The sequence below is a fragment of the Comamonas serinivorans genome (genome assembly GCF_002158865.1).
Taxonomy (GTDB): Bacteria; Pseudomonadota; Gammaproteobacteria; order Burkholderiales; family Burkholderiaceae_C; genus Comamonas_E; species Comamonas_E serinivorans.
In genome coordinates this window covers 4,310,540-4,332,444 of record NZ_CP021455.1, presented here as the reverse complement: position 1 = coordinate 4,332,444, position 21,905 = coordinate 4,310,540, and the positions used below count along the sequence as shown (strand labels likewise).

The window sequence follows — 21,905 nt, the reverse complement described above, 5'->3', positions numbered from 1 at the left end:
GGATTTCCACGTGCTGATTTCGTCCGCGTTTGCACAGACTGCCGCCCCCGCCGCAGCCGCTGGCGGCGGCCTGCAAGGCTCTTTGATGAGCATGCTGCCGTTCGTTGCCATTTTTGCGGTGATGTATTTCGTCATGATCCGCCCGCAGATGCGCAAGCAAAAAGAGCATCGCGCCATGATCGATGCCCTGGCCAAGGGCGATGAAGTGGTCACGGCCGGCGGCCTGCTGGGCCGCATCACCAAGATGGACGAGAACTTCGTCAGCCTGGAAGTGGCCACCAACGTCGAAATCCGCCTCCAGCGCTCGGCCATCGTGGGCGTGATGCCCAAGAACACCCTGAAGTGACGTCACGCGCGGCGCCGCGCGCGCTGCTCGGCCGGTTGGATCCAGGCCCCCGGGGTCTGGCCTGAAAGCGCTCCATGAACCGTTATCCCCTCTGGAAGTACGTGCTGATCGCCCTCGTGGTGCTGGTCAGCATCATTTACACGCTGCCCAATTTCTATGGGGAAGCGCCCTCGGTGCAGGTGTCACCAGGCAAGGCCACGGCCAAGGTCACCGAGGTGGTTCAGACGCAGGTGGTGGATGGCCTGAAGGCGGCCAACATCGCCAACGAGGGTGTGCAGTTCGACGGCACCTCGCTGCGCGTGCGCCTCGGCAGCGAAGACACGCAGGCCAAGGCCAAGGACGTGATCGATCGCACCCTGAACCCCAGCGCCGAGGACCCCAGCTACACCGTGGCCATGACGCTGCTGTCGCGCTCGCCCGATTGGCTGACCAAGCTCAACGCCCGCCCCATGTACCTGGGCCTGGATTTGCGCGGTGGCGTGCACTTCATGATGCGGGTCGACATGGCTGCCGCCATGGACAAGCGCATCGACACCTATGTCGACGACCTGCGCAGCGTGTTCCGCGACAAGAAGATTCAGCATTCGGGCGTGACGCGGTCGGCGGAGCAGATCGAGGTGCGCGTCAGCGGAGACGACGTGCGCGATGCCGTGACGCGCGCGGTACGCGATCAGATGCCTGACCTGCAGGTGGTGAACGGCGCCGGTGGCGCCGACCGCGTGGTGTTCAGCTTCAAACCCGAGGCCCTGCGTCAGATGCAGGACCAGGCGCTCAAGCAGAACATCACCACGCTGCACAACCGCATCAACGAGCTGGGCGTGGCCGAGCCCGTCATTCAGCAGCAGGGCCTCGATCGCATCGTGGTGCAGCTGCCCGGCATGCAGGACCCGGCGCAGGCCAAGCGCATCATCGGCCGCACGGCCACGCTGGAAATGCGCCTGGTGGACGAGAGCACCGAGGGCCATGCGGCCGAGATGGGCAACGGCCCGGTGCCGTTTGGTTCCGAGGCCTTCCTGGACCGCGATGGCCGCCGCGTCATCCTCAAGAAGCAGGTGCTGTTGACGGGTGAGAACCTGACCGACGCGCAGGCCGGCATCGACAGCCGCAACCAGCAGCCCAAGGTGGACCTGACCGTGGACGCCAAGGGCGGCCAGGTGATGAAGGAAACCAGCCGGCGCAACCTGAACAAGCGCATGGCCATCGTGCTGTTCGAAAAGGGCAAGGGCGAGGTGCTGACGGCGCCGTCGATCAACGACGAGCTGGGCAACCGCTTCCAGATTTCGGGCTCGATGGGCATCGCCGAAGCCAATGACCTGGCCCTGCTGCTGCGGGCCGGCTCGCTGGCCGCGCCGATGGAAATCATCGAAGAGCGCACCATCGGCCCCAGCCTGGGCAAGGAGAACATCAGCAAGGGCTTCCACAGCGTGTTGTGGGGCTTCGTGGGCATCGCGGTGTTCATGATCCTGTACTACCACCTGTTCGGGGTGTTCTCGGCCATCGCCTTGACGGTGAACCTAGTCATGCTGACGGCCCTGCTGTCCATGCTGCAGGCGACCCTGACCCTGCCGGGCATTGCCGCCATCGCGTTGACGCTGGGCATGGCGATCGACGCCAACGTGCTGATCAACGAACGGGTGCGGGAAGAGCTGCGCGGCGGCGCGTCCCCCCAAATGGCCATCCACCTGGGGTACGACCGGGCCTGGGCCACCATCATGGACTCCAACGTCACCTCGCTGATCGCCGGCATTGCCTTGCTGGCCTTCGGATCCGGTCCGGTGCGCGGCTTTGCCGTGGTGCATTGCCTGGGCATCCTGACCAGCATGTTCTCGGCCGTCGTCGTGTCGCGTGGCCTGGTGAACTTCTGGTACGGCGGCAAGAAGAAACTCAAGACGGTGTCCATCGGCACGGTGTGGCGTCCCGGCACGAGCGGTTCGAGCACCAGCGTGACCACGGCAGACTGAGCGGAGCTTCACCATGGAATTTTTCAAAGTACATCGCGATGTTCCGTTCATGCGCCACAAGCTGGCGCTGAACATGGTGTCGGTGGTCATGTTCGTGGCGGCGGTGTTTTTCATCGTCACCAAGGGCTTGCACCTGTCGGTCGAGTTCACGGGCGGCACGCTGCTGCAGGTGCGCTATGAGCAATCGGCCGATCTGAACCAGATCCGCAGCACCGTGGGGGGCCTGGGTTACCGGGACGTGCAGGTGCAGAACTTCGGCTCGTCGCGCGACGTGTTGATCCGCCTGCCGGTGCAAAAAGGGGAGAGCTCTGAGCAACAGACCGACAAGCTGATGGCGGCGCTGAAGGCCAAGGACCCCACCGTCAAGCTCGATCGCAACGAGTTCGTGGGGCCCCAGGTGGGCGAAGAGCTGACCATCAATGGCCTGAAGGCCCTGGCCTTCGTGGTCGTGGGCATCATGATCTATCTGGCCATCCGCTTCGAATGGAAGTATGCGGTGGCCGGCATCGTGGCCAACCTGCACGACGTGGTCATCATCCTGGGCTTTTTTGCCCTGTTCCAGTGGGAGTTCTCGCTCTCTGTGCTGGCTGCGGTGTTGGCGGTGTTGGGGTACTCGGTCAACGAGTCGGTGGTGATCTTCGACCGGATCCGCGAGGCCTTCCGGCGCGAACGCCGCATGGACCCCGAGGCCGTGGTCAACCACGCCATCACGATGAACATCGGGCGCACCATCATCACGCACGGTTCGACCCAGTTCATGGTCCTGTCCATGCTGTTCTTCGGGGGCGAGACCCTGCATTACTTCGCCATGGCGCTGACGATCGGCATCTGCTTCGGCATCTATTCGTCGGTGTTCGTGGCGGCGTCGATCGCGCTGTGGCTGGGCATCCGCCGCGAAGACCTCATCAAAGGCAGCAAGCGTGAATTGGATCCCAATGATCCGAATGCGGGCGCAGTGGTTTGAGCCTGTAGGGCGTTAGCATTGGCGCATGTCTGACCCAAGGCCCTCCGCGCAATCCCGTTTCCTGGCGATCGAGGTTCGCGACCGCTTCGTCAAGGAAGTGGAGAAGGCCTTGCCGTCCTTTGCCGACATCGCCAAACGGACGCTGCAGGCTGCAGACGTCAAGGATGGCCGCCAGGCCATCCAGATGCAGGCCGCTTCCCAGGGCCTGACTCAGAACGCCTCGCGCTGGGTCGAGGGCATGCGTCAAGCCTGGCAGGGTGCGCTTTCCGGCGGCGAAACGCGCATGGGTGGCCCCGTCATGCTGCCCACCACCCTGGCCCTGGTCGGGGATGAAGAGGTCGAGACCCGCATCATTGCCTCGCGCCTGAGCCTGGCCGTGAACGACATGGCCGCGCAGGAGCTCAGTGACTTGCGCGTGCGCGTGCGCCACCTCGATGGCAGCCAGGACCTGTCCCACAAGGATGTGTTGCATCCCGATGTGCTGACGCGCATGGTGATCGAGCAGTGGCTGGACGTCGGCATGAGCCGCGAGGCCTGGGCGATCGTGCACGAGCCGTTGCGGGCTGCACTGGCCCAGCTGTTGACCGAGGCCTACCACCAGGCCAACGCCTTCCTGATCGAGCAGGGTGTGCTTCAGCAGATCGATCTGCGGCCTTTGATGCGCCGGGCGGCCGACGTGGGCCCGGCAGGGGCGTCGGCGGGCGGTCGCTCAGGTGCCGCAGGTCAGCCTGCCCCTGGCGGGCCGGCTGTGCAGACCGTGGGAGGCGAGCTGGTGGCCGGTGGCGGGCCGGGTTTGGGTGGCTGGAGCGTGGCCCAGGGCTCGGTCGAGTCTGTGGCGGCCATGGGGCAACAGTCCGACGTCCCGGGGACCATACCGGGGGCGGGTGGTGTGGTGCATGTGCATGGCATGCCGTCGGCCGAGCTGGAAACGCGCTTGCTCACGGCCTTGACGCCCATGCTGCGGATGCGCCAGCGCGCCCAAGGGGTGCTGGGCCAGTTGCGACGGCTGTTGTCCGACCGCATCGATGACTTCGATGCCGCGCACCCGCTGGTGCCCTCGCCGGGGCTGGTCGAAGCCCTGCGGACCAAGGACGACGGCTTTCCGGCCACCATCCTGCTGCAGCGCGAGCCGGGCGGCACGGTCAACGTGGGCCTGGTCGCGCGGTATGTGGACGAGCGGGCCGACAAGCTCAAGAAGCGCACCGACAAAGAGGGCGAGAAAGCCATCGTCGAGGTGGTGGCCTTGATGTTCCAGGCCATCCTGGCGGAAGAGCGCATTCCGCCGGTGGTGCGCGTGTGGTTTGCGCGGCTGCAGATTCCCGTGTTGCGCGTGGCCATGGTGGACCCGGACTTCTTCAGCAGCATGGACCACCCGGCGCGCCAGCTGATCGACCGCATGGGTGCCTGCGTGTTGGGCTTCGATGCGGCCGGCTTGCAGGGCGGTCGGCTGGAGGCCGAAATCCGCCGCGTGGTGCAGGTGATCGAGCAGTACCCCGAGACCGGCAAGCGCGTGTTCCAGCTGGTGTTCGACGAGTTCAAGAAATTCCTGACACGCCACTTGGCGGGCGGCGATTTGACCCAACGCGTGGTGTCGATTGCCCAGCAGGTCGAGCAAAAAGACGCCTTGTCGATCCAGTACACGATCGAGTTGCGCAAGCTGCTGGACACCATGCCGGTGAGCGACGTGGTGCGCGAGTTCGTGTTCAAGGTGTGGGCCGATGTCATGGCCATGGGGGCGGTCCGTCATGGGGGCCAGCATGCCGAAACCCTGGCCCTCAAGCGCACGGCCACCGACCTGGTGTGGGCGGCGAGCCCCAAACCCACGAGCCGTGAGCGCACGGCCGTGATCCAGGCCTTGCCCAATTTGCTGAGCCGCTTGCGCAAGGGCATGGACATGCTCAACCTGGCGCCCGACACGCAGGAGGGGCACATCAAGTCCCTCAACGACGCCGTGGCGCAGGCCTTCCTCAACCGTGCGAATGCGATCACGACCGAGCAGATCGAGCAGCTGGCGCGCAGCCTGGCCTCGCTGGAAGACGTGGTCACCGACGACGCCGCGGGCGATGTGATGCTGGACCCCACGAGCATCGAGCTCATGCTGGGGGTGGATGCCTCGGCGCTCGAAGTCATCACGCACGGCGGCTCGGATCCCAGCGAAGGCATGCTGGCCTGGGCGCGGGAGCTCGAAATCGGCCAGTGGTTCCAGCTGCATCACCTGGACCAGTCGCTGCAGGTGCAGTACGCCTGGCGCAGCGAGCGCGGCCAGATTCACCTGTTCACCACGGCGGCGGGCCACAGCTACCTCATCCAGGCCCGGCGCCTGGCCTCCTTCTTGCAGGCCGGTTTGATCTATCCGACCGAAGAAGAGGCCCTGACCGTGCGCGCCACGCGCATGGCCATCGCCAAGCTCGAGGCCGAGCCCACGCGCCTGTTGTAGCGAGCGGCAGTTGGGCGGCCCAGCACATCCTGGGTCATGCCTGGTTCGGCGTGTGAACCGCTGCGACATCGGCGCCAGCATGGACAGGGGCTGCATCGATCTGCAGAAGGTGGTCATGACCGGCGGTCGCTGGGTCAGCGCATGGACCCACATTCCGTCGCTCGGCTGCGCTGGTCTTCAGAATGGTGCAGATTCCTCACACGGAAGCCCGCATTGGCGACCCATGCGCACAGCTTCCACAGTGTCCAGCGCACCTTGGCCATCCGGGTGTCCGCCGCGGCCACGGCAGGTGCGTGCGCGACAGAACCTTCGCAGCCATCTTGCTGACCGTGCTGGGTTGCGCACGCCGTGCAGCCGGTTGTGACGTGCCATGCTCGCGCGATATGCGTGGGGGTTCCTGGCGCTGGGCGATGGCCTCCTGGGCGCCATGGCATGGCCAGCCCGCACCAGCCACGCCCAAGGCGCCAGCGATCCATGCCAGGGGATCGATGCCAGCTACCCCAAGCCCAGAGCCTGAAACAGCTGGCCGGGCAGGCGGCCCACACGGCCTTCCAGCTCCAGCTCCAGCAGCCGCGCCTGCAGCTGGGGCGTGGGCCAGCCCGTGCGCGCCTGCAAGGCGTCCAGGCCGATGGGGTCGGCGCCCATGGCGCGCAGCAGTTCGTCATCCTCGGCGTCAGGTGCTGTGGTGATTGCCATTGAAGCGCTGCACTGCGTGGTTGTCGTGGCAGTGCCGGGTCGCCCGTCGCCGTCGGGTGCGCCGTCCGGTGGGCGGACTGTTGAGGGCGCGCTTTGCCAGGACCATTCGTCGAGGATGTCTTGCACGGATTCGACCAGCCGGGCGCCCTCACGGATCAAGGCATGGCAGCCGCGCGATTGCGTGCCATGGATGGACCCCGGGATGGCAAACACGTCCTTGCCTTGCTCACCCGCCAGGCGTGCCGTGATCAGTGAACCGGACTGCAGCGCGGCCTCGACCACCAGCGTGCCGCGCGACAGGCCGGCGATCAGGCGGTTGCGCTTGGGGAAGTTGCTGGGCAGCGGCGGGGTGCCGGGCGCGAACTCGCTCAGCAGCAGGCCGCGCTGGGCCACGTCGCGCGCCAGGGCCTGGTTCTGGCGGGGGTAGACGCGGTCCAGCCCGGTGCCGACCAGGGCCAGGGTCGGCACGGGCGCGGCCGCCGCCTCCAGGGCGCCCGCATGCGCGGCGGCGTCGATGCCGTGCGCCAGCCCGGACACGATGGTCAGGCCCTGCTGTGCGAGGTGGCGCGCGAAGGCACGCGCCGTCTGGCTGCCTTGCGGGGTGGGGTTGCGCGACCCCACGATGGCCAGGCTTTGGCGCGGGTCATGCCGAGCCAGCCGGGCGAGATCGCCCAGCACGAACAGCACCGGGGGCGGGTCTTCGATCTGCAGCAGGCAGGCGGGATACCGCGCGTCGGCCAGGCTGAGCACCGTGCGGGGCAGGCCATCCCGGGCGCTGGCGGCCAGCCAGTCCTGGCACGTGGCGAGGCGCTGGGGCAGGTCGTCGGGCTCGCGCTTCAGGGCCTGGGCTTGCTTGGGGCCGACCACGGCATCCAGCACCGAGGCGGGCGCCGCGAAGATGTGCTCGGGCAGGCCCAGCGCCGCCAGCAGCTTGCGGGCGGCATGGTTGCCGATACCGGGGGTGTGCAGCAGGCGCAGCCAAAGGCGCAGTTCATCCGTGTCCATCGGTGCATGCTGACACGAAAACGGGCAGAAGGCCAAGGCCTGCTGCCCGTTGAATGATCAACTGTTGATGGAGTATGAAGAAATGCCCGTTCGTTTTAAAACGGCAATCGGTTCATACTCCCGTCAATGGATCAGGGGTTGACGATGCGGTCGCCGGCTTTCACGCCATCGTTGATCTGCAGCACCAGGATGTACGAGACCTTCTCGTAGACCTTGAACACCATGGCCAGGCCATTGCGTTCGTCGGGCAGCTTGATGCGTTCGCGGTCGCCTTCGCGCGTCAGGTCGCGCACGGTGCGGCCGGTCGAGAACAGGGCCACCACCTGGCCAGGCTCCATGCCATCGCGCGCGCCGCGGTTGATCGACGCGATCTGGTTCTGACCGACCATGGACACGGCTTCGCCATAGACGCTGATCACCCGGCCATCGACGAGCTGGATCGGTGCCCGCGGGTTGTAGGTGCGCATGTCGGCGTCGGGCTCGGGCACCAGGCGGTCACCGGGGCGGATCTCCTGCACCGTGCTCAGCACGTCGATGGTGGCGGGCACGGGCAGGTCGTCGCTGCGCTTGTTGAACCAGCTCGACACGCGCGAGGCGGGTTGCGGCTGCGGCCAGTACTGCTCCTTGCCCGCGTCGGGCACCTGGGTGATGGGCGGATCGACCGGGTCGGGCACGTTCTCGTTCGATTCGCCGCGCACCAGCTTGACCTGGCCGACGTAGTGGCCTTCGTAGCCCAGGATGTCGCCGGTTTCGGGGTCCTTGAGCGGCGTGGCTTCGCGGAACACGCGGTAGCTTGCGGGCGTCTCGGCGTTCAGCAGCAGCGGGTCGTCCTTGGGGCCGCGGGCATAGGCCCGGTCACCAGAGTTCACCAGCACGCGGTGTTCCTGCGTGGCCACCACGCGCGGTGCGCTGTTCAGGGCCTCGTCGTCCAGCACCAGCGGCTGGGCCAGGAACGGTTCGATCAGGTGCGGGGCCAGCGTCGGCAGCGGCGAGGCGTCCAGCGCCTCGATGCGGTTGCGGGGCGTCACGCGCACGGTTTCCAGGGCGCCGTCGCGGGCCTGGCCCATGCGCAGGCGGGCGCGGCCGTCGACCTTCTCCAGCCACAGGCGCTGCCCGGGGTAAATGAGGTGCGGGTTGCGGATCTGCTCCAGGTTCATGCCCCACAAAGCGGGCCAGCGCCACGGGTTGCGCAGGAACTTGGCCGAAATGCCCCACAGCGTGTCGCCACGGCGCACGGTGTACTCATCGGGTGCATCGGGGGCCAGCTCGGACATGGCCACGCCCTGCTCGGCCACGGCCTGGGCCGCGGCGCGCTGTTGCGGGGTGATGGGGTAGTTGCCGGCCTGAGCCTGTGCCCAACCGGGCAGCAATAGCGTCGCCAGGGTGGCGGCGGCAATCGTTGCGGGGGGAAAAACGAGTTTCATATTGTTCGAATTGGGCAGGATGGCTTGACAAATTCTGCTTGATTTTGTCGCCAAGCACTTGAATGAGCAACGAAATGTAGCCAGATGCGAGGCGCTTGCTCTGGAAAATCGGGAAAATAGCCACAACTGACGAGCATTCATCATGGCTGTATTACCCATCCTCCGTTATCCCGATCCGCGCCTGCACACCGTGGCCCGCGAGGTCACCGTGTTCGACGCCGCGCTGCAGCGCCAGATCGACGACATGTTCGAGACCATGTACGACGCCAAAGGCATTGGCCTGGCGGCGACGCAGGTCGACTTCCACCAGCGCCTGGTGGTCATCGACGTGTCCGAATCGCGCGACCAGCCGCTGGTGGTCATCAACCCCCGCATCCTCTGGGCCAGCCCCGAGCGCGTGAAGGGCGAGGAGGGCTGCCTCTCCGTGCCGGGCATCTACGACGGCGTGGAGCGGGCCGTGGCCGTCAAGGTCGTGGCGCAGAACGCCCAGGGCCAGCCGTTCGAGATCGAGGCCGATGGCCTGCTGGCCGTGTGCCTGCAGCACGAGATGGATCACCTCATGGGCAAGGTCTTCGTGGAATACCTGTCCTCGTTCAAGCAAGGCCGCATCAAGACCAAGCTGCTCAAGCAGCAAAAGCACGATCGGCAAGACCAGAAGGTGGCCTGACATGCCCAGCGCAGCCCCGGCTTTGAACCCTCCTGCGGCGGGGGCGCGTCTGCCGCGCTCCGCCGCCGTCGTGCCCTCGGCGCGCAGCGCCCGGCGAGGGGCGACCGCTTTGGGGCTGGCCCTGGTGGCGGGCTTGCTGCTGGGCTGTGCCAGCGATCCGGCGCGCCTGCCGCTGGGCAGCGACCGGGCCACCGTGCTGGAACGCCTCGGTACGCCAACTGCCCAGTATCGGCTGAATGCCGATGGAGGTGCGACGGAGAGGCTGCAATACTCCGCTCAGCCTGCAGGTCAACGCGTGTACAACGTCGACCTGAACGCCAGTGGCCAGGTGCTGGCCGTGACGCAGGCGATGGACGAGGCCGCCTTCGGACGCATCCAGGTTGATCGCTGGACGCGGGACGACGTGCTGCGCGAATTCGGGCCGCCGTTCCAGATCACGGGCGTGCACGCGTTCACGGGCGAGGTCTGGACCTGGCGCTACAGCCTGGGCCCCTGGAACCGCCTGCTGCACATCTACATCGACCCGCAAGGCGTGGTGCGCCGCTGGCACCCTGCCGACGAATACCTGCCGGACCGGGTGCTGGGCCGCTGAGTCGCCGAATGGGGTGATTTTCGGGGTATGAATGCACTACCGTTTGCAGATAAACGGCCAGGGCGCCATACCCGGATTTCCATAATCGACACGGGGCGACGCGAGATAATCGCGGCATGAGATTGATTTTTGCGGGCACGCCCGAATTTGCGCGCGTCGCCCTGGCCCAGCTGCACGCGCAAGGCCACGACATCGGCCTGGTGCTGACCCAGCCCGACCGCCCCGCCGGCCGGGGCCTGAAGCTGCAGCCCTCCCCCGTCAAACAGTTTGCGCTGGCGCACGACCTGCCCGTGGCGCAGCCGCGCAGCCTGCGGCTGGATGGCAAATACCCCGAAGACGCCCAGGCCGCGCAGGCCCAGATCCTGGCGGCCCAGGCCGATGCCATGATCGTGGCCGCTTACGGCCTCATCCTGCCCCAGTGGGTGCTGGACGCCATGCGGGGCCACGGCCTGCGCCTGGGCTGCCTGAACATCCACGCCTCGTTGCTGCCGCGCTGGCGTGGCGCGGCGCCCATCCACCGCGCCATCGAGGCGGGCGACGCGCGCACGGGCGTCACCATCATGCAGATGGACGCCGGCCTGGACACGGGCGACATGCTGCGGGTGGGCGAGACCGAGATTGCCGCGGACGACACCACGGGCAGCCTGCACGACCGCCTGGCCGAGCAGGGCGGCACGCTGATGGCGCAAGTCCTGCAGGCGGCGGCAGACGGGCAGGCACCCGCCGCGGTGCCGCAACCTGCCGAAGGCATCACCTACGCCCACAAGATCGACAAGGCCGAGGCGCAGGTCGACTGGCAGCAGCCGGCCGCCGTCATCGCGCGCCGTGTGCGCGCCTTCGACCCCTTTCCGGGCGCGGCTACCACGCTGACGCAGGACGGCAAGTCCGAAGCGATCAAGCTCTGGCAAGCCCAGGTGGTGCCAGCCGATGAACCGGCGGCGACCGGTGTGCAGCCGGGCGACATCCTGCGCGCCGATGCGCAGGGCATCGTGGTGGCCTGCGGGCCACGGGCCGAGGAACGCCTGGTGCTGACCCAGCTGCAGCGCGCCGGGGGCAAACGCCTGGGCGCCGGCGATTTCCTGCGCGGCTTTGCGCTGGTGCCGGGGCAGCGCCTTGGCTGACACCGAGCCCGACCTGCGCGCGCTGGCGCAGGCCCAGGACACCGAGGCGCGGGGCCTGGGCGCCTTGCTCGCGCACCGTGTCGACCAGCTGGCCCGCACCGTGCGCCACCCCTTGTTCTGGGTGGGCGCGCGCGAAATGGCGGGCGTGTCCGTGGGCCTCACGGCCTGGGCCTTCATGACCGGCGTGGCCATGATCAATTCGGGCATGAGCACCGTCGAGGCCCTGGCCATGACGCTGCTGGTGTTCGCGGGCAGCGCGCAGCTGGCCACCATCCCGCTCATCGCCGGCGCCGCGCCCATGTGGGTCATCCTGGCCACCGCCATGTGCGTGAACCTGCGCTTCGTGGTGTTCAGCCTGCACCTGCGGCAGTACTTCATCTACATGCCGCGCCTCAAGCGCCTGGTGCTGGGCTACAGCACCGGCGACCTGACCTACGTGCTGTTCGTGAAGCGCTTTCCCAAGTCGCCCGTCACCGAACAGGCGCGGCGGGCGCAGCTGGCCTACCTCTGGGGCGGCAACAGCATCAACTGGGTGTTCTGGCAAAGCGCCTCCATCGCCGGCATCTTCCTGGGCAGCGCGATTCCGCCGGGCTGGGGCCTGGCGTTCGCGGCCACGCTGGCGCTGCTGGCCCTGACCTGCGCGCTGGCCACGACCTGGCTGCGTGGCCTGGCGGCCGTGCTGGCCGGCATCGTCGCCTGCCTGACCTACACGCTGCCGCTGCGGCTGAACATCGTGGTGGGCATTGCCGTGGCGGTGGCGGTCTGCATGCTGCTCGAGCCGAAAAAGAAAGATGTATCAACCCCTCTGCGTTCAAAGTGAAACGGTGATGGCAGCATACCCCTTGTTTTCTTTCCTTTGCACGGGCCGCACCCGTGCAATCGTCGTGCGCGCGCCGGTTGCGGCAGCGGCACCCGTTGGACAGGTGCCGGGCGCCCTACCACGGGTGACGTGGCGCTGGGCTGGCCCAGCCGTACTTCAGTTCGAGCGCCAGGCCGCGCTCATGGCCGCACGCCAGGCCACGCGCACTGTGGCGCACTTCACCGGGGGGCTGCGGTGAGCGGCACCGACCTCTGGACCCTGCTCGTCATCGTGGGCCTGACCGCGACCACGGTGATCGCGCGCTGCTTCTTCTTCCTCTCGAACAAGGAATGGCCGCTGCCGGCCTGGGCCGGGCGCGGCCTGCAGTACGCGCCCATTGCCGCACTCGGCGCCGTCATCGCGCCCGAGCTGGCCTTCAGCGGCGGGCAGTTCAGCCTGTCCTGGACCGACGCGCGCGTCTGGGCGGCCCTGGCCGCCGCGGCCTTCGTGTTCTGGCGCAAACACACCGGCTACGCCATGCCGGGGGCCATCGCCGTGGGCATGGCGATCTACCTGCCGCTGCACCTGGCCCTGGGCTGGTGAGGTCCGCCCCGGCGTGCCCGAGGCGACGCGTCGGTGGCCGACGCCTGCGGGGGCGCCCTTAGAATCCGCCCGCACGACAGGTGCTTCATCCCCCGCAGGGCATGAAGTGAAACGGGAAACAGGTGCGTGGCTCGGCCACCAATCCTGTGCTGCACCCGCAACGGTAATCAGAGATGTCGGCCACGCGTCGTCACCCCCGGTGACGGCCACCACTGCGCAAGCGGGAAGGTGTGTGTCGGCCTCAGTCGCGTCCACGCGCTGAACTCTGTGAGCCCGGAGACCGGCCTGTCGCTGACTGGGACGCAGCGGGATGGCGTGTGAACCGGGTGAGGCTGCGCGCCAGACGCGTGGCCGGCGAGGGCGGCTGCGCCCTGGCGCCGCATCGCTCAGCGACATTCCCCTGCACATCGTTCACAGGCCACGGGTGGTTGGCCGGTACAGGCATGGGTGTTGCATGGGGCGAACGTCGGGATTCCGACTGCCGATGGTGTGGGTGCATTGCATCCACCACTGGACAGGGCCGCTGGCCGGCTGGCTGCGGTTCGCCATGGGCGTGACGCGCCCGCTGCGGGCCGGCAAGCCACCGCGCAAGGCAGGGCGCAACCCCGCGCGGGGCGACAGGCCGGTGGTGGCGAACGGGCCCGCCCGCTCGCTCGATGAGGTGCTGGTGCGCTTCCCGCGGATGCAGCCTGAGGGGCCACGCCCGCGCTGCGGGCCTCTTCGGCCCATGCCGTTTCCCAGCGATTCCTGCCCAGCGCAGCCGACGGCCGCGGCGGGCCAGCCTGCGCCACGCGCCGGAGCGCACGCCGATCTGCACATCCACGGAGGCCCGGATGCGCGCTGCGGACGCGTGGCCCAGACCCAGACCCAGACCCAGACCCTGGCCGCCGCGCCACAGGCCCTGCGCCGGCGCCATCAATGCCGCCCCGATCGACGGGCCCCGCCTCGCCCGGTCTGGGTGAGGCTGGCCGGTCACCACTTTCATCACGCAAGAAGGAGATCTTCATGACACGCACGTTCCCGTCCACCCTCGCCGGTCTGGCGCTGCTGGGCACCTCGCTGGGCGCACAGGCGCACCACGCCATGGATGGCGCCATGCCGAGCACGTTCACGCAAGGCCTGCTGTCTGGCCTGGCGCATCCCGTCATCGGGCTGGACCACCTGGCCTTCATCGTCGCGGCGGCTTGGCTCATCGCCAAGCGGCCAGCGGCCTTGCGGGCCGGCTTGGCGGGGGCCTTTGTCCTGGCCGCGCTGCTCGGCACGGTTTTGCACCTCAACCGGGTGGATGTGCCAGGCTCTGAGCTGTGGGTGGCTTTGTCAGTGGTGCTGGCAGGTGCCCTGGTGTGGACGCGTCAGCTGGCACCGGCCCAGGGGTTGTGGGTGCTGCTGCCGGTGGCGGGGGGGTTCCACGGCTACGCCTACGGCGAGTCCATCGTGGGGGCTGAGCCCACCGCCTTGTACGCCTACCTGCTGGGCTTCGTCTTGATCCAGTGGGGGGTGATGGTGGGCATCTCGAGCGCGCTGAACCGGCTGCAGGCCAGCAGCTTTGCGCGCTCGGCCGTCACGGCGGGCGTGGCGGTCACGGCCACCGGTCTGTGGTTCAGCATCAGCCAGGCGGCAGGCCTGCTGACGGTTTGAACGCCGTTCACGGCGGCTGCGGCTTGGCGGGCTTCAGGGCCTGGCCAGCCGCTCGCGCCCATGGCGGATGGGGATTCGGGTGAGGCACCGATCCCTGGTGAGCCACGACGAGGGGGCGTGCTGCATGTCAGGCTGACCGCAGCCCGCACCAGGTTCGGTGCTGGCCCGCGTCGTCGTTTTGAATGAAGTTGGGAGTATGGGCCTTTTGTCGATTCATTCACAACGACAAGGGGTGAATACTCTTTTGTATCAAAACAGCATGGCGACTGCGTGGTGCTTCAGCGCGGCCGGTCGCCCGCCAGCGTGATGCGGTGCATGACGCGGCGGTGGCCGTGGTAGTCGTTGACGGGGTTGTGCTGCGCGCAGCGGTTGTCCCAGAAGGCCAGCGAGCCGGGCTGCCACACAAAGCGGCAGGTGAACTCGGGCTTGACCTGGTGTGCGAACAGGAACTGCAGCAGCGGCGCACTTTCCGCCTCGGTCAGGCCCTCGATGCCGGCGGTGTGGGCCACGTTGACGAACAAGGCCTTGCGCCCCGTCTCGGGGTGGGTGCGCACCACCGGATGGGTGGCCAGGTAGTCGCGGGGTGCCTCGTCCTTGCCGTCGCTGCGCAGGCGGTCTTCGCGCGTTTTGCTGACGTCGGCCTTGGCCGAGCTGGAAATGCCCACCAGCGGATCGAGGATGCGCTTCATCCCATCCGACAAGGCCTCGTAGGCCGCGTACTGGCTGGCGAACAAGGTGTCGCCGCCGTAGGGCGGCACCTCGCGCGCGAGCAGCATCGAGCCCATGGGCGGCTCGTCCAGGTAGGTGGTGTCCGAATGCCAGATGCCACCGAAATTCACGCGCTCGGTCTCCAGCTTTTTCACCTCGATGATCTGGGGGAAGCCGGCAATGCCTTTGACGAAGGGGTACTCCACCGGTGTGCCCATGGCCTCGGCAAAGGCCATGAAGGCCTCGGGCGTCAGCGCCTGGTCGCGAAAGAAGATGACCTGGTGTGTCAGGAAGGCGTCGCGCACGGCCTGGGCCTCGCTGGCACTCAGGCCGCGGGCCAGATCGATGCCGTGAATTTCGGCGCCGATGGCGCCGGCCACTTGTTGAATGCGCATCTGCGAGGGCTCCAGTTGGCGGACGCCGGGGCGCCCTGTGGCGGCATTGCAGCAGCGCAGCGGCGTGCAGGCAGCCGCCCGGGCGACTGCCGCGGTCAGGCGACTCCAGCCAGCCAGTCCATCCGCGGCCAGGGGTCCGACGGGGCGCGCAGTATGCTCAGCCCATGGCTGCTCCCGCTCCCGCGCCGCTTTCGGTGCCCCCCTCTTCACCGTCGCCCGCGCCGCTGTGGCGGCGCAAGCTGGCCCTGTACCTGAACCTGATCCGTTTCGACCGGCCTGCGGGCTGGCTGGTGCTGGTCTGGCCCACGCTGGCGGCGCTGTGGGCGGCCTCGGGTGGTTTTCCGGGCTGGCACCTGCTCACCGTTTTCGTGCTGGGCACGGTGCTCATGCGCAGCGCGGGCTGCTGCATCAACGACGTGGCCGACCGCGACTTCGACCGCCACGTCAAGCGCACGGTCAATCGGCCCATCACCTCGGGCCAGGTGTCGGTGACCGAGGCCTTGCTGCTGGGCGCGGTGCTGACCCTGGTGTCGCTGGGCCTGGTACTGACCACGCGCTGGGAGGCGGTGGCGTGGTCGGTGCCGGCGGTGCTGGTGACCATCCTGTACCCCTTCACCAAGCGGTTTTTCGCCATGCCGCAGGCGGTGCTGGGCATCGCGTTCAACTTCGGCATCGTGATCGCCTACGCCGCGGTGCAGGGCCGCGTGCCGGCCGAGGCCTGGTTGATGTGGCTGGGCAACCTGTGCCTGGTGCTGGCCTACGACACCGAGTACGCGATGGTCGACCGCGACGACGACCTGAAGATCGGCATGCGCACCTCGGCCATCACGCTGGGGCGCTTCGATGTGGCGGCGGTGCTGGGCTTCTTCGTGCTGAACCTGCTGCTGTGGGCCCTGGCCCTGCGTCACCTGCCGTGGCCGTTCTGGCTGGGTTGTGCCGCCATTGCGGTGCAGATCGTCTGGCACCACCACCTGATCAAGGACCGCACGCGCGAAGGGTGTTTCACCGCCTTCAGCAAAAGCCACTGGATGGGGGTGGCGCTGTTCGCTGGCGTGGCATCTGCCTATGCCATTCTGTGAGGAGTATGGGTGTGTTGCCGTTGAATTGAAAACGGTGATGGCACCATACTCCTCGTTTCAATGCTGAAGCGATGCGGAGGCCGAAGGCGGCCGTTCGTCGGGCAAGGTCGCAAGCCAGCGCAGCAGGTCGGCCTCGTGGCGCAGCACCCGCACGCGGGTGGTGGCGGGCAGGGCCCGCAACCGGGCCCGCAAGGCCGGCAGGCGCTGGCGGCGGTAGGTGGCCACCCACCACACAAAGGGCCAGTCCAGCTTTTCGGCGCAGCCCGGCGCCATGTCGGGCCGGGCGCGCCCTGCGTTCAGCCAGCGGCGCTTGACGATGCGCCACAGGCAGACGTGCGTGGGCACATCGATCAGCAACACGGTGTCGCAGGCCGCCAGGCGGTCCTCCAGCGTGCCGCCGTAGTTGCCGTCGAGGATCCAGGCCGGCTGGGCGATCAGCTGCGCCAGCGTGGCCCGCCAGGCGGGTTTGGGCGGCTCCACCCAGCCGGGTTGCCAGTACAGGCGATCGAGGTGGACCAGCGGCAAGCCGGTGCGCGCGGCCAGGGTCTGGGCCAGGGTGGACTTGCCGGCGCCGCCCGAGCCCAGCACCAACACCCGTTGCATGCGCGCCGGGGCCGGCGGCGCGGTGGGCGCCTGCGCGTCGGGGTGGGCGTGCATGCTCAGCGCCCGAATTCGGCGCCCAGCTCGGCCGAGCGGGCCTGCGCGGCCTTCATCGCGGTGATGAAGTGCTCGGCCACCTGGCTGCCACGCAGGGATTCCAACGCCGCAAACGTGGTGCCGCCTTTGCTGGTCACGCGTTCGCGCAGCGTGGCGGGGGCCTCGGGCGAACGCTGGGCCAGCGTGGCGGCGCCCACGAAGGTGCCCAGCGCGAGTTGCAGCGCCTGCTCGGCCGGCAGCCCCATGTCCTGGCCGGCCTGGGCCATGGCTTCGAGGAAATAGAACACGTAGGCCGGGCCCGAGCCCGACAGCGCCGTCACGGCGTCCAGCTGGGTTTCCTCGGTCACCCACAGCGTCTGGCCGGTGCCGGCCAGCACGCGCTCGACCTGGCGGCGATCGTCGGCCTGGGCGCCGGCGCGCGCGAACAGGCCGGTCATCCCCAGGCCGACCAGGGCCGGCGTGTTGGGCATGGCGCGCACGATGCGCTCGGTGCCCAGCCAGCGCGCGATCGCGTCGGTGGGGATGCCGGCGGCCACCGACAGGTGCAGGGCCTGGCGCGTGAAGGGCGCGACCGGCTGGGTCGCCTCGGCAAACACCTGGGGCTTGACGGCCCAGATGACCAGGCTGGCCGCCGCGAGGCGCTCGTCGGCGGCGGGCAGGGCGTCGATGCCGTGGCCAGCCTTCAGGGCCTCGCGCGTGGCGGCAAAGGGCTCGACCACGAGCAACTGGCGCGGCGTCAGGCCGTGGCTCAGCAAGCCGCCAGCGATGGCGCTGGCCATGTTGCCGCCGCCGATGAAGGCGATGGTGGGGGAGTCGGAGGAGGGCAGGGTGGAGGAGCTCATGGCGCGATTGTCCATCGCCGAGCGGGCGCGGGAGAAATGGCCACGGCGCCCGCCTTGGCGACCCGTGCATGGCGCCTGCACGGTGCGGCGCGCGCGGCTGACGGGACCGCCGATCGCGCGGGGCGCGTCCGGCCGTCTGAGCGCCGGGGGGCGGTGCGAACGGAGCTTGTGTCGGTGGCACCCAGCGATGGCCATCAGCCACAGGGCAGGGTTCGGCGCGCCGTGCGGCGATCAGGGCCCGGTGCAACGCTCTGGCTGGCCTGGGAAACCTTGGCGTCGCTGCCGTTCACGTTGCCGATGCGGTGCAGCCGCAGCCGCAGCGGCGCGAAGCCGAAGCCGAAGCCGAAGCCGAAGCCGATGGCGGTGGCGGTGGCGGTGGCGGTGGCGGTGGGCCTGATCAGGCCGGACGCCGTGAGCCAGGCCGGGCGAGGGGATCGTCGGTCTGCGTCGGGGCTGGCATTCCCGGGGGGCTGCGCAGTCAGCAGTGGGTTGAATCGATGGCGTGTAGGTTTGATTGGAGTATGGGTAACTTCCCGTTTGAACAAAATCGGCGATCTGTCGATACTGCTTGATGTTCAAGCTGCCGAAGCTTCGCGCCTTGCGCCTGGTGGCGCGCCCTCGCTGGTCAGCCGGGCCGCGATGCGCTAGCGTGTGGCGCATGCCGCCACGCCATTTGCTGGCCCTGGATCAGGGCACCACCTCGTCGCGCGCCTTGGTCATCGACGACCAGGGGCAGGTGCAGGCGCTCGCGCAGCGCGAGTTTCCGCAGCACTTCCCGCAGTCGGGCTGGGTCGAGCACGACGCCATGGACATCTGGCGCAGCCAATACGCTGTGGCCCAGGAGGCGCTGGCGCAATGGCAGGCCCAGGCGCGGCCCGGTGAGACGCGCACGCTGGCGCAGGTGGCGGGCATCGGCATCGCCAACCAGCGCGAAACCACGGTGCTGTGGGACCGCGCCACGGGGCTGCCGGTGGCGCCCGCCATCGTCTGGCAGGACCGGCGCACGGCACCGGCCTGCGAGGCGCTGCGGCAGGCCGGCCACGCGGCCCGTTTGCAGCGCCGCACCGGGCTGGTGCTGGATGCGTATTTTTCGGCCAGCAAACTGGCCTGGCTGTTGGCGCACGTGCCCGGCGCGCGCCAACGGGCCGAGGCGGGCGAGCTGGCGTTCGGCACCGTGGACAGCTGGCTGATCTGGCGCCTGACGGGCGGCCGCGCGCACGTGTGCGATGCCAGCAACGCGGCGCGCACGCTGTTGTTCGACATCCACCGCTTTGCCTGGGACGATGGGCTGCTGAGGCTGTTCGACATCCCGCGTGCGGTGTTGCCGCGTGTGGTGCCGTCCTGCGGCTGGGTGGCCGACACCGACGCCGCGTTGTTTGGCATCCCGCTGCCGATTGCGGGCGTGGCGGGCGACCAGCAGGCGGCCCTGTTCGGCCAGGCCTGCTTTGCCCCCGGCATGGCCAAGAACACCTACGGCACGGGCTGCTTCATGCTCATGAACACGGGCGACGAGCCATGCCGCAGCACGCATCGCCTGCTGACCACCGTGGCCTGGCAAGGCCCGCCGGAGGTGGCCGCCAACAAGACGTATGGGCTGGAGGGCTCGGTGTTCATGGGCGGCGCCACCATCCAGTGGCTGCGCGACGGCCTGGGCCTGATTCAGCGCGCCGACGAGGTGCAGGCGCTGGCCGCCAGCGTGCCCGATGCCGGCGGGGTGTGCATGGTGCCGGCGTTCGCGGGCCTGGGGGCGCCGCATTGGGACCCGCACGCCCGGGGCCTGCTGGTGGGCCTGCACCGGGGCAGCACGCGGGCGCACATCGCGCGCGCGGCGCTGGACGGCATCGCCCAGCAGTGCGCCGATGTGTTCGAGGCCATGGCGCTCGATGCCGGCACGCCGGTGCAGGAGCTGCGCGTGGACGGCGGGGCCAGCCGCAACGATGTGCTGATGCAGCTGCAGGCCGATTTGCTGGGGGTGCCCGTGGTGCGGCCGCGCCAGACCGAGACGACGGCCCTGGGTGTGGCCTACTTGGCGGGGCTGGCCACCGGCGTGTGGACCTCGGGCGCGGCGATTGCGGCGCAATGGGGCGTGGCGCGGCGGTTCGAGCCCACCGTGTCTGAGGCGGAGCGGGCCGATCGCCGGGCCGTGTGGCGCGACGCCATGAGGCGCAGCCGCCACTGGGCGCGGGCCGACGCGGCAGCGCCATGACGCCGGCCGAGGCCAGCACCGACCGGCGCACCTTGCTGGCGCAGATCGCGCGGCCACAACCGTGGGACCTGGCCGTGGTGGGCGGCGGCGCGACCGGCCTGGGGGTGGCGCTGCTGGCGGCGCGGCGCGGCCTGCGCGTGGTCCTGGTCGAGGCCGACGACTTCGCCAGTGGCACCTCCTCGCGCTCGACCAAGCTGGTTCACGGCGGCGTGCGCTACCTGGCGCAAGGCCGCGTGGCCCTGGTGCGCCAGGCGCTGCACGAACGCAAGCGGCTGATGCAGGCTGCGCCGCACCTGGTGCAGCCCTTGCCCTTCGTGGTGCCGGCCCACCGCGCCTGGGACAACGGGCTGCATCGCCTGGGCTTGGGCGTTTACGACTGGCTGGCGGGTGCGGACAGCCTGGGGCGCACCGAGTGGCTCTCCAATCAGGCTTTGCATCAAGCAGTACCCGGCTTCTCCGATGATCTGCACAACGGAGGTATTCGATACTGGGATGCGCAGTTCGACGATGCGCGCTTCGCCTTGGCATTGGCGCGCAGTGCGGTGGCGCACGGAGCCGTGCTGCTCAACCACTGTCCCGCCGTGCGCCTGCTGCGCGACGCCGGCCGGGTGCGGGGCCTGGTGTGCCGCGACGCCGAGCTGGGCGTCACCCACACCCTGCGGGCCCGCTGCGTGGTCAACGCCACGGGCGTCTGGTCGGATGCCGTGCGGGGCGACGGCGACGGGCGCGGCGCCGCCACCGTGTTGCTGAGCCGTGGGGCGCACCTGGTGGTGCCGCAGGCGGGCCTGCTCAACGACCACGCCGTGTTGCTGCCGCAAACGGCGGACGGGCGCGTGCTGTTCGCGGTACCGTGGCTGGGCCATGTGCTGCTGGGCACCACGGACACGCCCCATCCGGCGCCGGCGCGCGACCCCTTGCCATCGGCTGCCGAGGTGGCCTTCATCCTGACGGAGATCAACCGCTACACGCGGCGGCCGCTGCAGCCCACGGATGTGCGCAGCCTGTGGGCGGGGCTGCGGCCCTTGGCGCTGGCCGCGGGTGCCCCGCATGGCGCCAGCCCCACCCTGAGCCGCGAGCACCGCGTGCACGTGGCCGCAGACGGCCTGATCAGCGTGGTCGGTGGCAAGTGGACCACCTTCCGCGTCATGGCCGTCGACGCCTTGGCAGGCGTGGCGCTTCAGCTGGGCTGCCCACCGTGGGTGGGGCAGGACGCTGAGCTGCCGCGCCTGGCCGGCGCGCCCGAGGTGGGCGACGCTTTGCCCGCGCCGCTGCATCGGCCGCCCGATGGGCTGGGGCTGGGCCGTGATGCCGCCGCCGTGCAGCAGCTGCCCGGCGCAGACCGCGTGCTGGGCCTGGGCCTGAGCGAAGCCCGCGTGCGCTTCGCCGTGCGCCACGAGTTCGCGCGCACGGTCGCCGACGTCCTGGCGCGTCGGGCGCGCGTGCTGATGCTGGACGCGGCCTGTGCCGAGCGCCTGGTGCCGCGCGTGGCCGCGATCCTGCGCGAGGAAGGCGTGCCCGACCCGCAGCCGGCGCACGCGCTGTTGTTGTCACGCCAACAACTCGCCTTGACGAGGGCCAGTCAGTCAGTTCTGACTTGACAAGGGGCCTTGTTCAACAGACAATGCGAGGCTTCGCTCCAATTTCGTGGTGCATTTGCGGCTCAATGTCTTGAGCGCGGGATGCATCAGAGGGCGCGGAATTCTTGCCCAAACGCTGGCTTCGAGTGGTTTGAAGCGGGCGACGGGCCCAAGACTGATCCGGCAGC

19 protein-coding genes and 1 riboswitch are annotated in these 21,905 nt (G+C 68.9%); of the genes, 13 read left to right on the top strand and 6 right to left on the bottom strand.

Going from position 1 to position 21,905, the window contains the following annotated elements; genetic code table 11:
• The first annotated feature begins 10 nt into the window (after positions 1 to 10).
• The 4 genes from yajC to CCO03_RS18575 all read left to right on the top strand — a co-directional run bounded on the left by yajC (position 11) and on the right by CCO03_RS18575 (position 5,708).
• Positions 11 to 346 (top strand): preprotein translocase subunit YajC, encoded by a 336-nt coding sequence (yajC, locus tag CCO03_RS18590; RefSeq protein ID WP_087283502.1) that lies wholly within the window; start codon positions 11 to 13, stop codon positions 344 to 346.
• Positions 347 to 420: 74 nt separating this feature from the next.
• Positions 421 to 2,307: a protein translocase subunit SecD gene (gene secD, locus CCO03_RS18585; RefSeq protein ID WP_087283500.1), complete on the top strand. Its 1,887-nt coding sequence runs from the start codon at positions 421 to 423 to the stop codon at positions 2,305 to 2,307.
• Between the two features lie 13 nt (positions 2,308 to 2,320).
• Positions 2,321 to 3,271, top strand: a complete 951-nt coding sequence (secF, locus tag CCO03_RS18580; RefSeq protein WP_087283498.1) for a protein translocase subunit SecF — start codon at positions 2,321 to 2,323, stop codon at positions 3,269 to 3,271.
• Positions 3,272 to 3,296: 25 nt separating this feature from the next.
• Positions 3,297 to 5,708 carry a DUF1631 family protein gene (locus CCO03_RS18575; protein ID WP_087283496.1) on the top strand — a complete coding sequence of 804 codons (2,412 nt, stop codon included), beginning with the start codon at positions 3,297 to 3,299 and terminating at the stop codon, positions 5,706 to 5,708.
• Positions 5,709 to 6,203: 495 nt separating this feature from the next.
• Here CCO03_RS18575 and dprA read toward each other — a convergent pair whose 3' ends face one another.
• Both dprA and CCO03_RS18565 read right to left on the bottom strand, forming a co-directional pair.
• Positions 6,204 to 7,409 (bottom strand): DNA-processing protein DprA, encoded by a 1,206-nt coding sequence (dprA, locus tag CCO03_RS18570; protein ID WP_087283494.1) that lies wholly within the window; start codon positions 7,407 to 7,409, stop codon positions 6,204 to 6,206.
• Positions 7,410 to 7,540: 131 nt separating this feature from the next.
• A complete protein-coding gene (locus CCO03_RS18565; RefSeq protein ID WP_087283492.1) occupies positions 7,541 to 8,833 on the bottom strand; it encodes a LysM peptidoglycan-binding domain-containing protein in 1,293 nt (430 codons plus the stop codon).
• A 142-nt stretch (positions 8,834 to 8,975) separates the two neighbouring features.
• Here CCO03_RS18565 and def point away from each other — a divergent pair, with 142 nt between their 5' ends.
• From def to CCO03_RS18535, 6 genes are all read left to right on the top strand, one after another.
• The gene (def, locus tag CCO03_RS18560; protein ID WP_087283490.1) at positions 8,976 to 9,500 is read left to right on the top strand and encodes a peptide deformylase; all 525 of its coding nucleotides are present in this window, start codon (positions 8,976 to 8,978) and stop codon (positions 9,498 to 9,500) included.
• Position 9,501: 1 nt separating this feature from the next.
• On the top strand, positions 9,502 to 10,092 hold the full coding sequence (locus CCO03_RS18555; RefSeq protein WP_236903935.1) for a hypothetical protein: 591 nt from the start codon (positions 9,502 to 9,504) through the stop codon (positions 10,090 to 10,092).
• Between the two features lie 116 nt (positions 10,093 to 10,208).
• Entirely contained in the window at positions 10,209 to 11,213 is a 1,005-nt protein-coding gene (fmt, locus tag CCO03_RS18550) for a methionyl-tRNA formyltransferase (protein WP_087283488.1), read from the top strand.
• A gap of 136 nt (positions 11,214 to 11,349) precedes the next feature.
• On the top strand, positions 11,350 to 12,033 hold the full coding sequence (locus CCO03_RS18545) for an AzlC family ABC transporter permease (protein ID WP_087284922.1): 684 nt from the start codon (positions 11,350 to 11,352) through the stop codon (positions 12,031 to 12,033).
• A gap of 234 nt (positions 12,034 to 12,267) precedes the next feature.
• On the top strand, positions 12,268 to 12,615 hold the full coding sequence (locus tag CCO03_RS18540; RefSeq protein ID WP_087283486.1) for an AzlD domain-containing protein: 348 nt from the start codon (positions 12,268 to 12,270) through the stop codon (positions 12,613 to 12,615).
• Between the two features lie 61 nt (positions 12,616 to 12,676).
• A riboswitch (cobalamin riboswitch) is annotated at positions 12,677 to 12,918 on the top strand.
• 702 nt (positions 12,919 to 13,620) lie between these two features.
• The gene (locus CCO03_RS18535; protein WP_157667800.1) at positions 13,621 to 14,253 is read left to right on the top strand and encodes a HupE/UreJ family protein; all 633 of its coding nucleotides are present in this window, start codon (positions 13,621 to 13,623) and stop codon (positions 14,251 to 14,253) included.
• 278 nt (positions 14,254 to 14,531) lie between these two features.
• Here the strand turns inward: CCO03_RS18535 and CCO03_RS18530 are convergent, their stop codons facing one another.
• The gene (locus CCO03_RS18530; protein WP_087283482.1) at positions 14,532 to 15,356 is read right to left on the bottom strand and encodes a TauD/TfdA dioxygenase family protein; all 825 of its coding nucleotides are present in this window, start codon (positions 15,354 to 15,356) and stop codon (positions 14,532 to 14,534) included.
• 164 nt (positions 15,357 to 15,520) lie between these two features.
• Between CCO03_RS18530 and ubiA the strand changes: the two genes are divergently transcribed.
• Entirely contained in the window at positions 15,521 to 16,435 is a 915-nt protein-coding gene (gene ubiA, locus CCO03_RS18525; RefSeq protein ID WP_087283480.1) for a 4-hydroxybenzoate octaprenyltransferase, read from the top strand.
• A 57-nt stretch (positions 16,436 to 16,492) separates the two neighbouring features.
• On the opposite strand, the gene CCO03_RS18520 is transcribed toward ubiA, so the two are convergent.
• From CCO03_RS18520 to CCO03_RS19995, 3 genes are all read right to left on the bottom strand, one after another.
• The gene (locus CCO03_RS18520) at positions 16,493 to 17,092 is read right to left on the bottom strand and encodes a P-loop NTPase family protein (RefSeq protein WP_205690334.1); all 600 of its coding nucleotides are present in this window, start codon (positions 17,090 to 17,092) and stop codon (positions 16,493 to 16,495) included.
• Positions 17,093 to 17,094: 2 nt separating this feature from the next.
• Positions 17,095 to 17,934, bottom strand: a complete 840-nt coding sequence (proC, locus tag CCO03_RS18515) for a pyrroline-5-carboxylate reductase (protein WP_087284919.1) — start codon at positions 17,932 to 17,934, stop codon at positions 17,095 to 17,097.
• Between the two features lie 194 nt (positions 17,935 to 18,128).
• Positions 18,129 to 18,479 (bottom strand): hypothetical protein, encoded by a 351-nt coding sequence (locus tag CCO03_RS19995; protein ID WP_157667799.1) that lies wholly within the window; start codon positions 18,477 to 18,479, stop codon positions 18,129 to 18,131.
• Positions 18,480 to 18,592: 113 nt separating this feature from the next.
• Here CCO03_RS19995 and glpK point away from each other — a divergent pair, with 113 nt between their 5' ends.
• Together glpK and CCO03_RS18505 are read left to right on the top strand one after the other, a co-directional pair.
• Positions 18,593 to 20,140: a glycerol kinase GlpK gene (gene glpK / locus CCO03_RS18510; RefSeq protein ID WP_087284917.1), complete on the top strand. Its 1,548-nt coding sequence runs from the start codon at positions 18,593 to 18,595 to the stop codon at positions 20,138 to 20,140.
• Positions 20,137 to 21,738, top strand: coding sequence for a glycerol-3-phosphate dehydrogenase/oxidase (locus CCO03_RS18505; RefSeq protein ID WP_087284918.1), 1,602 nt, complete (start codon positions 20,137 to 20,139; stop codon positions 21,736 to 21,738). Before glpK ends, CCO03_RS18505 begins: the two co-directional genes overlap by 4 nt.
• Positions 21,739 to 21,905 lie beyond the last annotated feature (167 nt).